Annotated in this window: 11 protein-coding genes; 10 read left to right on the forward strand and 1 reads right to left on the reverse strand. The window is 68.7% G+C overall.

All coding sequences use genetic code 11. The annotated features are described in order from the left end of the window. Positions 1-705 precede the first annotated feature (705 nt). The 10 genes from cysK (at position 706) to Q5923_RS04935 (ending at position 12,773) form a co-directional block, all read left to right on the forward strand. Positions 706-1,617, forward strand: coding sequence for a cysteine synthase A (gene cysK, locus Q5923_RS04890; protein WP_062531736.1), 912 nt, complete (start codon positions 706-708; stop codon positions 1,615-1,617). Between the two features lie 141 nt (positions 1,618-1,758). After that, positions 1,759-2,451 carry a serine O-acetyltransferase gene (gene cysE / locus Q5923_RS04895; RefSeq protein ID WP_009278571.1) on the forward strand — a complete coding sequence of 231 codons (693 nt, stop codon included), beginning with the start codon at positions 1,759-1,761 and terminating at the stop codon, positions 2,449-2,451. A gap of 172 nt (positions 2,452-2,623) precedes the next feature. Further along, positions 2,624-3,673, forward strand: a complete 1,050-nt coding sequence (locus tag Q5923_RS04900) for an inorganic phosphate transporter (RefSeq protein WP_303132510.1) — start codon at positions 2,624-2,626, stop codon at positions 3,671-3,673. Between the two features lie 78 nt (positions 3,674-3,751). Next, positions 3,752-4,384, forward strand: a complete 633-nt coding sequence (locus tag Q5923_RS04905) for a DUF47 domain-containing protein (protein WP_009278574.1) — start codon at positions 3,752-3,754, stop codon at positions 4,382-4,384. Positions 4,385-5,163: 779 nt separating this feature from the next. Next, on the forward strand, positions 5,164-5,814 hold the full coding sequence (locus Q5923_RS04910; RefSeq protein WP_009278576.1) for an MptD family putative ECF transporter S component: 651 nt from the start codon (positions 5,164-5,166) through the stop codon (positions 5,812-5,814). Next, positions 5,814-6,539, forward strand: a complete 726-nt coding sequence (locus tag Q5923_RS04915; protein ID WP_303132513.1) for an energy-coupling factor transporter transmembrane component T — start codon at positions 5,814-5,816, stop codon at positions 6,537-6,539. The genes Q5923_RS04910 and Q5923_RS04915 overlap by 1 nt, the downstream gene beginning before the upstream one ends. Continuing rightward, entirely contained in the window at positions 6,536-7,996 is a 1,461-nt protein-coding gene (locus tag Q5923_RS04920; protein WP_009278578.1) for an ABC transporter ATP-binding protein, read from the forward strand. Before Q5923_RS04915 ends, Q5923_RS04920 begins: the two co-directional genes overlap by 4 nt. Then, positions 7,980-8,960, forward strand: a complete 981-nt coding sequence (locus Q5923_RS04925; RefSeq protein WP_303132516.1) for an AraC family transcriptional regulator — start codon at positions 7,980-7,982, stop codon at positions 8,958-8,960. Before Q5923_RS04920 ends, Q5923_RS04925 begins: the two co-directional genes overlap by 17 nt. Positions 8,961-9,126: 166 nt before the next feature. Beyond that, on the forward strand, positions 9,127-11,016 hold the full coding sequence (locus Q5923_RS04930; RefSeq protein ID WP_303132518.1) for an ABC transporter ATP-binding protein: 1,890 nt from the start codon (positions 9,127-9,129) through the stop codon (positions 11,014-11,016). Continuing rightward, positions 11,010-12,773 carry an ABC transporter ATP-binding protein gene (locus Q5923_RS04935; protein ID WP_303132520.1) on the forward strand — a complete coding sequence of 588 codons (1,764 nt, stop codon included), beginning with the start codon at positions 11,010-11,012 and terminating at the stop codon, positions 12,771-12,773. Before Q5923_RS04930 ends, Q5923_RS04935 begins: the two co-directional genes overlap by 7 nt. Positions 12,774-13,274: 501 nt before the next feature. Here Q5923_RS04935 and Q5923_RS04940 read toward each other — a convergent pair. Then, a complete protein-coding gene (locus Q5923_RS04940; RefSeq protein WP_303132522.1) occupies positions 13,275-14,324 on the reverse strand; it encodes a low specificity L-threonine aldolase in 1,050 nt (349 codons plus the stop codon). Positions 14,325-14,446 lie beyond the last annotated feature (122 nt).

Raw genomic sequence — 14,446 nt, forward strand, 5'->3', positions numbered from 1 at the left:
CCTTCTCGCCTGAGTCTACTGGATGGGTCGGATGGTTCGAGCGATGGCGTTTGCATGCGAGCGAAGTTGGGTAAAGCCAGCAGAAAATATAATCTTGTTGACCTGCTTTGCATAACCCCTGGTAGGAGAAATCCAGTCAACAGAATTTCAAATTCTGAGGACCTGGCCATCGGGGGAGGTCGCGGGGAGAAGGCCCGCGCCGCGCACCCGTCCCAGGGCCCAGGGTCCCGCCGCGTGTTCGACGCCCGTCCTGCCACGCGCCCGCCGCCCGTCCGCCGTGTGCCCACCCCGACTGTTACGAATGCGTTGCGCGGGATGCCGGAACGCCGTTCTCGCTTGACGCAAGACCGGCTGCGGCCTTTAATACCTACTGTAACGCTAGGAATTAGGGCGTCGCTCTGACGAGCCCACACGGGCGGGAAGGAAGAAGACGTGAGCCAGCAGCTTCGCAACATTACCTGCGCCTGTTGTCGCTCCTTCCCCCGCCTCCCTCGACGTCGATGTCGGGTCGCCCGCGCATAGGCCGGGAAGACCCCGCGCCGGACAAGCTCCGGCAGCAGAAGACAGAACGACATGAGGCGGAGGCGCAGTGCGTCTCCGCCTTTTTGTATGCGGGGGCGGAAGCGTCACCCCCTGTCTCGCCATTCCCGCCACAACCCCGGAACCACCCCAAGAAGCACCCCCTTCAATCCGAGAGGAACAACCATGAACTACGCAGAGAAGATCGACGCCCTCATCGGCGGCACCCCGCTCGTCGACCTGTCGGTGCTTGCCGGCGGCAAGGCCACCATCCTGGGCAAGTACGAGGCCACCAACCCCGGCGGCTCCGTGAAGGACCGCGTCGCCCGAGTCATGCTCGACGCGGCCGAGGCCGACGGCAGCCTGCGCCCCGGCGGCACCGTGATCGAGCCCACCAGCGGCAACACCGGCGTCGGCCTGGCCATGCTCAGCGCCGCGCGCGGCTACCACATGATCCTGGTCATGCCCGAGACAATGTCCGTCGAGCGCCGCAAGCTCGCCGCGAGCTACGGTGCGCGCATCGAGCTCACCCCCGGCAAACTGGGCATGAGGGGCGCCATCGCCCGTGCCGAGGAGCTGCGCGCCAGCATCCCCGGCTCCATCATCGCCGGTCAGTTCGAGAATCCGGCAAACCCCCGTGCCCACTACCAGACCACCGGCCCCGAGGTCTGGGCCGACACCGACGGAAAGGTGGACGCCATCGTCGCGGGCGTGGGCACCGGCGGGACCATCTCGGGCACCGCGCGCTACCTGAAGGAGCGGAGGGCCGACGTCCGCGCCATCGCCGTCGAGCCCGAGGAGTCGCAGGTGCTGGCGGGCAAGCCGGCCGGCGGTCATCGCATCCAGGGGATCGGGGCGGGCTTCGTCCCCAAGAACTACGACGCCTCCGTGGTGGACGAGGTCCTTCCCGTGAGCTCTGACGACGCCATCCAGACAAAGAAGCGCCTTGCGGACGAGCTGGGGCTCCTGGTGGGCATCTCGTCCGGCGCGGCGGTCGCGGCGGCAGTCGAGCTCGCCGGTCGCGCCGAGTACGCGGGCAAGGTCATCGTCGCCATCCTGCCCGACACGGGCGAGCGCTACCTCTCGATGGAGCTCTAGGGGGTGGTTGCCGGAGCCGCGCCTGCGACTCCGGCGCCTGGCGTCCTACCAGGCACGTGAACGGGCCTCGGGGGAGGCCCAGCGCGACGGGGACCGAGGCACGTGGGAGCGCGCAAGGCAAGGTCGGGGGAGAGGGACATCATGGAACTTATAGAGGCAGGCCACCAGCTCGCCGGTACCCGCGGGTCCGTGGCGTCTGGCGCCGCCGCGCAGGACCGGCCGCGCCTGACCCTGCGCGAGCGTCTGCGCGAGGACGTCCAGGCGGTGCTCGACCGCGACCCCAGTGCGACCTCCGCCCGCGACGTCGTCCTCTTTGCCACGGGCCTGCATGCTGTGTGGTCGTACCGGCGCAACCACTGGCTCTGGGAGCACGGTGCGCGCAGGCTTGCCACCTACCTCTCGCAGCGCACGCGCCGTCGCCTCGGGGTCGAGATCCACCCCGCTGCGACAATAGGCCGCCGCTTCGTCATAGACCACGGCATGGGCGTGGTTATCGGCGCCACGGCGGTGATAGGCGACGACGTGATGCTCTACCAGGGCGTCACCCTGGGCATGACGGGCAAGCATGCGGGCAAGCGGCATCCCACCCTGGGCAACAACGTCATGGTCGGAGCGCGCGCCACCATCCTGGGCGACATTCGCATAGGCAACGGCTCCAAGGTCGGGGCCGGCGCCGTGGTGCTCCACGACGTGCCCGACGACGTGACCGTGGCCGGCGTCCCCGCCTCCGTCGTGCGCGAGCACCGCTGCTGGGAGGCCGGGCGCCTCTCGCTCGTCCCCGATGTGGTGGCCCAGGCGGACGACGAGAACCTGCGTTGGTCCTGCTCACTCTAGCCGTCCTCGGGGACGTCCCTGCATTTGCGGTCCTTGGCGCGACGGTCCGTCCCGAGGCTATATAATCTGACCTGGTGCCGCTGGGGCATGGTTACACCTCCAGGTCACCAGGGCGGTTGAGCTGGCCGCCTTGCGCCGCCTGCGTCTGCCTGACCCGACAGAAGGGTGACCCATGATCAGCTTCCCCCAATTCCTGCAGATACTCGCCTCGAACCCCTTCCTGGCGGTCGTGATGGTGCTCATCCTGGGCACCATCTTCGTCAACGGGTCGACGGACGCCGCAAACGCCATCGCCGAGCCCGTGGGCACGCGGTCGATCGGCGTCAACGAGGCCATCGCCATGAGCGTCGTCTGCAACTTCGTGGGCCTGGTGGCGATGTCGTTCATCTCCACCGCCGTGGCAGACACCATGAGCGGCATGGTCGACTTCGGCGGAGACACCCACGCCGCCCTCATAGCGCTCGCCGCCGCGACGGTGGGCATCGTGGCCTGGGGCGTCGGCGCGTGGATCTTCGGCATCCCCACCTCAGAGAGCCACGCCCTCATCGCCGGCCTCACCGGTGCGGCGCTCGCCGTGCACGGGGGCCTGGGAGGCGTCAACATGGGCGAGTGGGCCAAGGTCATCTATGGCCTGGTCCTCTCCACCGTCCTGGGCTACCTGGCAGGCTGGGGCATAGCGAAGGTCATCCCCATCGCCTGCAGGAACGCCGACCGCCGTCGCGCCAACGACTTCTTCGGCCGCATGCAGGTGGTCGGCGCCGCGGGCGTGGCCCTCATGCACGGTGCCCAGGACGGCCAGAAGTTCATGTCCACCGCCATGGTGGCGATCGCGCTCGCCGCGAACATGGGCGTCTCGGACGTGGGCGGCTTCCCCCTGTGGATCGAGGTGCTCTGCGCCGGCGTCATGGCCCTGGGCACCGCCGTGGGTGGCAAGAAGATCATCAAGACCGTGGGCATGAGCATGGTGCAGCTGGACAAGTACCAGGGCTTCGCCGCGTCCATCAGCGCCACGGCGTCACTGCTCGTCGCCACGCTCACAGGCCTTCCCGTCTCGACCACGCACACCAAGACGGCGGCCATCATGGGTGCCGGAGCGGCCGAGAATGTCCGCTCCGTCAACTGGGCGATCGCCAAGGACATGGTCCTGACCTGGGTATTCACCTTCCCGGGCTGCGGGCTCATCGGGTACCTCCTCGCCCGGCTCTTCCTTGTGCTCTTCTAGGGGCACGCATTGACCGGTGGCCCGAGCGGCAGCCGGGCCTCCAACGACCAACGGACCACGCGCAGAAAAGAGAGGGACATGGCTCGCATCAAGAAGGAAGACCCGTTCTACACCCTGCTGAGAGACTTCTCGACCGAGATCCTTGCCACCGCCGAGGACTACGTGAAGTTCGTCGAGGGCTACCCCGACTCCATCACCATGATTCCCGCCATGAAGCTCCACGAGGGGTGCTCGGACGAGCACGTGCGCAAGATCATGAAGGAGCTCTATGCCTCCTTCATCACCCCCTTCGATCGCAACGATATCTCTGACCTGGCCCTCAAGATGGATGACATCGTGGACTACATCGAGGGCGTCTGCACGGGTCTGGACCTCTTCAACATGAGTGGCACCCGCGTCGAGGCGCGGCAGATGGCCGAGCTCACCCTGCAGGCCATCAAGGAGCTCTGCGTGATGTTCGACCACCTGTCCGACTACAAGAGCGACCCCGTGGTCATGGAGAAGGCCATCGCCGTGGGCAACATCGAGGACGAGGGCGACAACGTCTACGAGCAGGGCCTGCGCAACCTCTTCCATGACGACACCCTGGACGAGGCGCGTCGCGGCCACGTGGTGGGCTGGATGCGCGTCTTCGACCGCATGGAGGGCTGCCTGGACGCCTGCGACGCCGCGGCGGGCGTCGTGCGCTCCGTGATCATGAAGAGCGCGTAGGGCAGGCAGGGCAGGGGCTGGGCGAGAGGGGCTCGGCTTCGGGCCTGCGGCCGCTCGCTCGACAGCGTCCGACGCGTTTCTCGTCCAGCGTCGACAACGCCCGGTGCGTCTTCGCGTTCGCGCGACAACGTCCGGCGCGTCTTCGCGTTCGCGCGACAACGTCCGGCGCGTCTCTCGCCTGTTCGACAACGTCCGACAACGCCCAGCGCGTCCCTGGCGCGCCCGACAACGTCTAACGCGTCTCTCGCCTGCTCGACAACGTCCAACGCGTCTCGAGTTCGCGCGACAACGTCCGGCGCGTCTCGAATTAGCGCGACAACGTCCAACGCATCTTGTCGCTCCGCATCGCCCCAGTTGGCGCGCGACAGTCGCGCGCGTTGGGCGCTTTCGGCGCAAGCGGAGACGCGTTCGGCGCTCTCGACGCGGAGAGAGGCGCATTGGACGTCGCAGAGGCGCCATCGCACGCGTTCGGCGTGCACGGCGTCGAGTGGCGCGCACGAAACGCCGCCGGCGTCGAGTGGCACGCGTCGGGCGCCCCCGCGACAGCCTCCGCACGCGTCGGACGCCCCGCGACAGGCCCCGCGGCGGAGAACGAGGAAGTAACTCGTAGCGCCTCCGCGTGCGAGCTACTCGCGCTTCCTGTCCAAATGGACCATTCGCGTCCTAACGGACTAGGGAGGTGCGAGGCAAGATGCTACGCTCTTCCAACAGTAACCCTAAGCTAACTCCTTGCGAGTCCCATCGGGCTGGCTCGCAGGGCTTCTCGGAAAGGAAGACTCATGAGCGCACGCATACCCGCAAACGGCGACGCAAACGCCGGCGCCGCCTCCACCACCCCCTCCACAGACCTGGGCCTCAAGGGGCGCGACCTCATAACCATCGGCATCTTCACGGCCCTCTACTTCGCGCTGACCATGATTCCCATGTTCGTCTCGGGCATCCACCCCATGGTCTGGGCGTTCTTCCCCGCCATGGCAGCCATCCTGGGGTCCGTTCCCTTCATGCTGCTGTGTTCGCGCGTGCGGAAGCCCTTCGCCATCCTCATCATGGGCTCGGTGATGTGCCTCATCACCCTCACAGGCAGCTTCACGCCCCTCATCGTGGGGCTCTTCGTGGGCGGCGCTCTCCTGGCGGAGCTCGCGCGCTACCTGACCCACTACGAGCGCTACCTGGGCAACGCCGTCGCCTTCGCGTTCTTCTCCCTGGGCTGGCTGGGGTCGCCCCTGCCCATCTGGCTCTTCCACGACGCCTTCGCGGCCCACATCGCGCAGGCGGGCATGCCGGCCGAGTACGTCGCGCAGCTCGTCTCGGTCTCCGACCCCATCTGGATGGCGGCCTGCATAGGGGCGACCGTCGCGTGCGCGTGCCTTGGCTCCCTGCTCACGCGCGCGCTGTTCAGGAAGCACTTCGAGAGGGCGGGGCTCGTATAGTGGGACTCCCTGCCACCTCGCGTTCGCGGCAGGGGCATGGGGGAGAGGGGCGCGGCGGGCTCCTGAGGCTCGACCCGCGCACGCTCCTGGGGCTCCTCGTGGCTTCGACGCTGCTCTCGTTCCTCGGGCTTCCCCTGTGGCTCGAGGCGACCCTCGTCCTTGTGCTTGCCCTCCTCCAGGCGGCCTGCGGACATGCGGCGCTCGCCGCGCGCTCCGTCGTGACGTATGTCGTCGTGGTCGCTACGCTCGACCTCGTGCTGGCCCGGCTGGGCATCGTGTTCGTCTCGGCGTTCACCTACTCCCTCTCGCTTGCACGCTCCGTCTTCCTGTGCGGCATGTGCTGCGCCCTCATCGTCGCGGAGTGCAGCGTGCATCGCGCCGCAGCAGCGCTGCGTGCCCTGCATGCGCCCGAGCCCCTCATCATTCCGTTCTCCACCACCCTGCGCTACTTCCCGACTCTCGTGCGGGACGCCGGCCACATCCGCGACGCCATGGCCCTGCGCGACATCCCTCCTCTCGAGCGCCTCGAGGCCTTCGTGGTGCCCCTCATGGTCTGCGCCACCAACACGGCCGACGACCTCTCGCGTGCGGCGGTGTGCCGGGGCATCGAGGACCCCTCGCGCGTGACGGACACCGAGGGCCTGCGCATGCGCATGGCCGACTGGGCTGCGCTCGCATCGGCGGCGCTCGCGGTGGCCGTGGTGCGCAGCGGGGTGCTCCTGTGAGCGCGCCGGTCCCCGTGGCGTCGCTGCGGGACGTCGGCTGCCTCGCAGGAAAGAGGGCCCTCCTGGCGGACGTGTGCCTCGACGTCGGGCCCGGCGAGTGCGTCCTGCTCTGCGGGCGCTCCGGCTCCGGCAAGACCACCCTCACCAAGTGCATGAACGGCCTCGTCCCCGCGCTCGAGCCGGGGCTCGAGCGCACGGGCGAGCTACGCGTCCTGGGCATGGAGCCCCTGTCGTGCGAGACCTGGGAGCTCGCGCGCGTGGTCGGATCCGTCTTCCAGAACCCGAGGTCCCAGTTCTACCACCTCACGTCGACCGACGAGCTCGCCTTCGGCCTCGAGAACCGCGGGACCGACGCGGCCCGCATCGCCGCGCGCGTGCGCGAGGTGGTGTCGGACATGGGTCTGGAACGCCTCCTGGACCGCGACGTGTCCCGCATGAGCGGGGGAGAGAGGCAGGCGCTCGTGTTCGCCTCCGTCGCCGTGGCCGACCCGGAGCTCTACGTCCTGGACGAGCCCACCGCCAACCTGGACGAACGGGCGACGTCGGTGCTCCACGACCAGATCGCCGCCGTCCTCGCGCGGGGCAAGACCGTCGTGGTGGCCGAGCATCGCCTGGCCTTCCTCTCTGACCTCGTCACCAGGGCGCTCCTGGTCGAGGACGGACGCATCGTGCGAGAGATGGGCGCGGGCGAGCTCGCCTCCCTCACCGAGGGAGAGAGGCTGGCCCTGGGGCTGAGGGCGACGCTGCCGAGCCAGGTCCCCGCGCCCCACGTGGCCCCGGTGCCGTCCGAGGACGCCCCGGCGCTGGGAGAGGGCCTCTCCCTTCGCGGCCTCTCCGTGCTGCGTCATGGCAGGCAGGTCTTCTCTCCCCTGAGCCTCGACGCTCCCCGTGGCATGGTCACGGGAATCGTGGGTGCCAACGGCGCCGGCAAGTCCACCCTCCTGCGCGCCCTGGCCGGCCTCGAGCGACGGACCCAGGGCCGCGTGACGCTCGACGGCGTCCCGCAGTCGGGGCGCAGGCGGCGCAGGCGCTGCTCCATGGTCATGCAGGACGTCAACCACCAGCTGTTCAGCGACAGCGTGCGCGGGGAGTGCGAGCTCTCCTGCCGGGCGCGCGGGGACCTGGACGACCGTGGGGAGTACGGTGGCGTCGACGCCGTGCTCCGGTCGCTGGACCTCACGGACCTCGCCGAGCGACACCCCATGTCGCTCTCCGGCGGTCAGAAGCAGCGCCTGGCAATAGCCTGCGCGATGCTCTCGGGCAGGCCCGTCGCACTCTTCGACGAGCCGACGAGTGGCCTGGACCTCGGTCACATGATCGAGGTGAGCGCCCTCATGAGGAGGCTCGCTGACGCGGGGACGGCCGTGCTCGTGGCGACGCACGACTGGGAGCTTCTTGACAGGTGCTGCGACCGGGTCTTCAGGCTGGAGGGACGGGGCGATGGAATGGCGGGGTGACGGGGACGACGCGATGCGGCTCCTGATGGACGAGCTCGACCAGGCCGACAACATGAGCGTGAGCAGGGAGGGGGAGGGCTGCCGCATCACGGTGAAGAGCGATTCCGGCACGGGGTCGATGCTCTTCTACGAGGTCATGCCCGGCGTCATTCTCACCTACAACGACTTCCACATGGCCGAGTGCTACTCGGGGTTCTCGCGGAGCTCCGACTACCTGAGCGTCAACCACTGCCGCGAGGGGCGCCTCGAGCAGCTCATGCCCGGCGGGACCTACTCCTACACCTCGGCGGGTGACCTCAAGCTCGACGACATCTCGCACCATGCGGGGAACTACGTCTTCCCCGTCGAGCACTACCACGGCATCAGCATCGGCTTCGACGTCGCGGCCTGCAGCGACGGCGTGAGGGAGGCTCTCGGGGACCAGGCCCCGGACGTCTCGGAGCTCCGCCGCCGATTCTGCCGCGGGGGGAGCCCCTACGTGCTGCATGACTTCACGGAGGCGGAGGAGGTCTTCGCGGGTCTCTACCACGTGCGCCCGGCCATCCGCAGGCCCTTCGCCCGCCTCCGGGCGCTCGAGCTGCTGCTCCTGCTCTCGCAGCTGGAGTACGACGAGTCCTGCCAGGCCGTCGAGTACTTCACGTGCGCGCAGGTGCAGAAGGTCAAGGAGGCCCGCCGCATCATGGTGGCGGACCTCATGAGCATCCATACCGTGGGAGAGCTGGCGGCTTGCGTCGGCATGCCGACGACGGCCTTCAAGGCCTGCTTCAAGGGCGTCTTCGGCCTGCCGCCCTATGCCTACCTGCGCTCGTATCGCATGGAGCGGGCGGCCGCGTTGCTGCGGTCCGGCAAGCTGTCCGTCGCGGCCATCGGCGCCCAGGTGGGCTACGACAGCCCGTCCAAGTTCACCGCGGCCTTCAAGGCGGTCATGGGGCTCACCCCCACGTCCTACCGCCGGGGGCAGTAGGGCACGTGTCGCGGCACAGGCCCGGGAACTTTCCTGTCCGGACGGGCCATTCGAGGCCACATGGGGCGGAAGTGCCAGCTCCAAGCACATAGAGTTCCCTGTCAGGACGGATTCCTTGTCCCGCCGCAGACGTCGGCGGGCTTCCTGAGGCGATGGAGGTGCCTGTATGGCAGAGGCCAGCGGAAGCGGTGGCAGGATTGGCGTCCCTGACGGTGGGGGCGGAAAGGGACGGAGAAGGGACACGAGTGGCTGGGTCTCCACGCTCCTCTCGTACGCCGGACGCTGCCGGGGCAAGATGGCGGCCTCGGTGCTGCTCTCGCTCCTGAGCGTGGGGGCGGGACTGGTGCCCTACTATGCGATCTATCGCGTGCTCGACGTGGTGCTCTTGGGGGGCGGCTGGGACGGGGTCGTGCCCTGGCTCGTCGTGGCGGTCGTGGCCCACGTCGCCACACGCCTGCTCTTCGCGGGCTCCACGCTCCTCTCGCACATCTCCGCCTACACCATCCTGGCCGACCTGCGCCACGACGTGGCGAGGAAGCTCATGCGCGCGTCGCTGGGCACCGCCACCTCCAAGGGCGTGGGATCGCTCAAAAACCTGCTCGTGGACCGCATCGAGTCCATCGAGGTGCCTCTCGCCCACATGATCCCCGAGCTCACGGGCAACCTGCTGCTCTCGCTGGGCATCCTCGCGTGGCTGTGGGCGGTGGACTGGCGCATGGCCCTGGCCTGCGCGGCGACCGTCCCCGTGGGCTTCCTCGTGTTCGCGAGCGGCTTTGCCAGCTACAACAGGATGTACGCCGGCTACATGGAGGCGAGCGACCACGTCAACAGCGTGATGGTCGAGTACATAGAGGGCATCCGCGTGGTGAAGGCCTTCAACCAGACCTCGGGGTCCTACAGGCGCTATGCGGACGCCGTGCGGGCGTTTCGCGACTACACGCTGGGATGGTTCAAGGCGACCTGGGTCACGCAGAACCTCGCCCTGGCGGTCATTCCCACCACGCTCCTGGGCGTGGTGCCCGCCGGCCTTGCGCTCTACCTCGAAGGCAGTCTCGACGCCGCCCAGTTCGCCCTCTGTTGCGTGCTCGCCCTGGCCGTGGTCATGCCCGTCACCTACCTGGGCGCCAGCTTCAACGTCGCCAACAACGTCTCCTACGCCATCGCGGACGCGAGGGAGTTCCTCGACCTTCCCGAGCTCCCCCAGCCCAGCGCCCGTGCGGACGTGCGGGGGCGGGGACTCGTCCTCGAGGGCGTGCGCTTCTCGTACGGGGAAGGTCGCGACGAGGTGCTGCACGGCGTCGACCTGGAGGTGGGGGAGGGCGAGTTCCTGGCCCTGGTTGGCCCCTCCGGCTCGGGCAAGTCGACCATCGCGCGGCTCGTCGCCCGCCACTGGGACGTCACTGCGGGCTCGGTGCGCATAGGTGGGCGAGACGTGCGCGACATGCCGCTCGACCAGCTCTCGGAGCTGGTGAGCTACGTGTCGCAGGACGACTACCTGCTGGCAGGGACCCTGCTCGACAACGTGCGCCTGGGGAGGCCGGGCGCCACGGACGAGGAGGTCCTGGCTGCCGCACGGGCCGCGAGCTGCGAGGAGTTCGTCTCTCGCCTGCCCCAGGGGTGGCAGACGCCGGCGGGCGAGGCGGGCCATGCCCTCTCGGGCGGGGAGCGGCAGCGCATCTGCATCGCGCGGGCGATTCTCAAGGACGCGCCGATCGTCGTCTTCGACGAGGCGACTGCCTTCGCCGACCCCCAGAACGAGGCGCGCATTCAGGCCTCGGTGGCCCGTCTGGCCAGGGGAAAGACCCTGGTGGTCATCGCGCACCGCCTCTCGACCATCACGGGGGCGGACCAGATCGCCGTGGTGAGCGAGGGGGCGATAGTTGCGCGTGGCACCCACGAGCAGCTCCTGGAGGGTTGCGAGCTGTATCGGGGCATGTGGCAGGCGCACGTGGGGGCCAGCTCCTGGGCGGCGGGGTCGCGCGGTGCAGCGGGGTCCCGCGGTGCGGCGGCCCCATCGGAAGCGTCGGACAAGAAGGGGGATGACCGGTCATGCTGAGGGTCATCAGGAGGATCGTCGCGTGGTGTGGCTCGTATGGCTGGCGCGTCTACCTGGGCATGGCCATCTCTGTCCTGAGCGCGATCGCCATCGCGTCGCCCGCCTTCGTGGCGGCGCTTACCATGGGGCGTGTGGTCGAGGACGCCCAGGGAGGAGCCCCGCTCGACCCCTCCCTGGTGTGGCAGAGCGCGCTCGCGATCCTGGCCTGCGTGCTCCTGCGCTTCGCGGTCTCCTACGCGAAGAACCGCATCCAGGAGAGCGTGGGCTACGAGCGCGCGCCGGAGGTCCGCATAGAGGTCGGCGACGTGCTCAAGCGCGTGCCCCTGGGATACTTCTCGCGGGTGAGCACAGGTGACATACTCTCGACCGTGACCACCAACCTCTCGACCCTCGAGCTGGAGGGCGTGCGCCAGGCCGACGCCGCGGTGGGCGGCTACCTCTCTGCCGCGGTCATCACGGCGTGGCTCTTCTCGGTGAGACCCTGGTGCGGCATGGTGTCGGTGTGCGCCGTCCTGGCTACCCTCCCCACCCTGAGGGCGGTCAACCGCGCGAGCGCCCGCCTCGCCGCCCGGGCGCATGCCGACCAGGAGCGTCTGTCCGGCTCGGTCGTGGAGCTCTTCAGGGGGCTGGGCATGGCGAAGTCCTACGGACATGCGGGTGCCGTGCTGAGGCCCTTCTCGGACGACGTCGACGCACTGAGCGACACGCGCGTCTCCATAGAGAAGGCCTTCACGCCCATCAACGCGCTGCACAAGGGCATCCTGGAAGTCGCCTCGGTGGCGCTGCTGGGGGTCGCCGCCGCAGGGGCGCTGGCGGGGGAGGTGCCGCTCTGGAGCTTCGTGGGCATAGCGCTCTTCTCGACCACCATCTTCGGTGCCATCGGACGGCTGACCGACGCCGCCCACATGTTCGCCGACCTCGATGACGTGCTCGACCGCCTGGAGCGCATAGAGAAGGCCCCGTTCATCGACGGGGACGGGCGGGACGTGGTGCCGGAGCGCCACGACATACGCCTCGAGCACGTGAGCTTCTCGTACGAGGGACGCGACGGCGTCAGACGAGAGGTGCTGCACGACGTGAGCCTGGACGTCCCGGAGGGATCGACCTGCGCGATTGTGGGGCCGAGCGGCTCGGGCAAGACCACCGTCTCGAGCCTCATGGCGCGCTTCTGGGACGTCGACTCCGGCAGGGTGTGCGTGGGCGGACACGACGTGCGCGAGTTCACCTGCGACAGCCTTCTGCAGAACTTCTCGATGGTGTTCCAGGACGTCTACCTCTTCGACGACACGATAGAGGCGAACATCGCCTTCGGGTGCGAGGGGGCCACGCACGAGCAGGTGGTCAAGGCGGCGCGGCGCGCGCGGTGCGACGAGTTCGTGAGCCAGCTGCCGCAGGGCTACGACACGGTGGTGGGAGAGGGTGGGAGTGCCCTCTCGGGCGGCGAGCGCCAGCGCGTCTCCATCGCGCGAGCCCTGCTCAAGGACGCTCCCATCGTCATCCTCGACGAGGCGACCGCCAGCATGGACCCCGAGAACGAGAGGCTGGTGCAGCTCGCGCTCACGGAGCTGACGCGCGACAAGACCGTCGTGGTCATCGCGCACCGCCTGCCCACGGTGGAGCAGGCCGACCAGATCCTGGTCATGGACCAGGGTCGCATAGTGCAGCGGGGCACGCACCGGGAGCTTCTGGAGCGAGAGGGGCTCTACCGCGACTTCGTGGAGGCACGTGCCCAGGCCGAGGGCTGGCGATTGGGCTAGGCTTCGGACTGGGCCCGAACGGGCTCCCGCCCCCAGGATCCTGCGGCGTTGAGCGTGCATGACGCGCCTCGCGTCCAGCGTTGACGTCGCCGGATGCGTCTCGCGCCTGTTCGACAACGTCCGGCGCGTCCCTGGCGCGCCCGAAAACGTCTAATGCGTCTCTCTCCTGTTCGACAACGTCCAGCGCGTCTCGAATTAGCGCGAAAACGTCCAACGCGTCTTGTCGCTCCGCATCGCCCCAGTTGGCGCGACGCCGCCGCGCGCGTTGGGCGCTCTCGGTGCAAACGGAGACGTGTTCGACGCTCTCGATGCGGAGAGAGACGCATTTGACGTCGTCGAGCTGCCGTCGCACGCGCTCGGCGTGCACGGCGCCGAGAGACGTGCGCGTGACGCCGCCGGCGCCGAGAGACGCGCGCCGGGCGCTATCGCTGCGTGCCTCGCACGTGCGAGACGCCATCGCTGCGGAGAAGAGCACGCCCTCGCGGCCGCTGCGCCCAACAGCTACGCCAGGGTCGCAGCAAACCCCAACAGCTCGTCCACGTCCTCCTGTCGCGTGGCCCAGGAGCAGACGAAGCGGATGACCTCTTCGCCCGTGGGCAGGACGGCGAAGGTCTCGGAGCCGACGGCCTCGTCGAAGGCGCGCGCCTGCTCGGGCGAGACCACGAAGAACTGCTGGTTGGTGGGGGAGTCCAGGTAGCTCCTGAAGCCCAGCCCGGCCATGCCCTCCCTGAGGCGCGCCGCGCACGTGTTGGCCTGCCGTGCCAGCCTCCAGTAGAGGGCCTCCCCGCTCCCGTCGCGCTCGAAGGCTGCCTCGAACTGAACGCCCAGGAGGCGTCCCTTGGCCATGAGGCCGCCCCTCTCCTTCACCAGATAGGGGAAGCTCCGCTTGAGCTCGGGGTCGGCGATGACCATCGCCTCGCCGAAGAGCATGCCGTTCTTGGTTCCGCCGATGTAGAAGGCACTCGCGCGCTCGGCGATGTGCGTCAGGCTGAGGTCGTTGCCCTCGCTGGTGAGGGCGCTGCCCAGCCGCGCCCCGTCGACGAAGACCTTGAGCTCGTGCCCCTGGGCCCAGTCGCAGATGGCGTCGAAGCGCTCGCGACTCCACACGCCCCCGAACTCGGTCGAGTTGGTGATGTAGACCAACTTGGGAAGGGTCATGTGCCGCCCGGTGAGGGTCTGTCGCGCGTACACCTGCTCGGCCTGCTCTACCGAGAGGAAGCCGTCTGCGTCCTGGGTGGGTAGCACGGTGCGTCCACAGGCGGCGATGGCGCCGGTTTCGTGCACGTTGATGTGGGCGTCCTTGGTGCAGATGACGCCCTCCCAGTCGTGCAGCATGCCGGTCACGCCCACGACGTTAGCCGAGGTGCCGCCGATGCAGAACTCCACATTCACGTCGTCGCGGCCCACCTCGGCGCGAATGAGCTCGCGGGCCCGCTCGCAGTGAGAGTCTCCCTCGGTGTATCCCACGCACTGCTCGTCGTTGCTGCGAACGAGGGCGTCCAGGATCTGGGGTGCCGCGCCCTCGGAGTAGTCGTTCTTGAACATGCGCATGCCGCGCTCCTCTCGCCTTGCCGTTTCGTCCCGTCCATGGTGGCACCGTGCGTGCGGGCAGGGGCACATCGTGCGGACGGGCGGGGGGGCAAAAGGAAACAAAAAAGGCGGCGGAGAGAGGC

It is taken from the genome of uncultured Olsenella sp. (genome assembly GCF_959602185.1).
Classification (GTDB): domain Bacteria; phylum Actinomycetota; class Coriobacteriia; order Coriobacteriales; family Atopobiaceae; genus Olsenella_I; species Olsenella_I phocaeensis.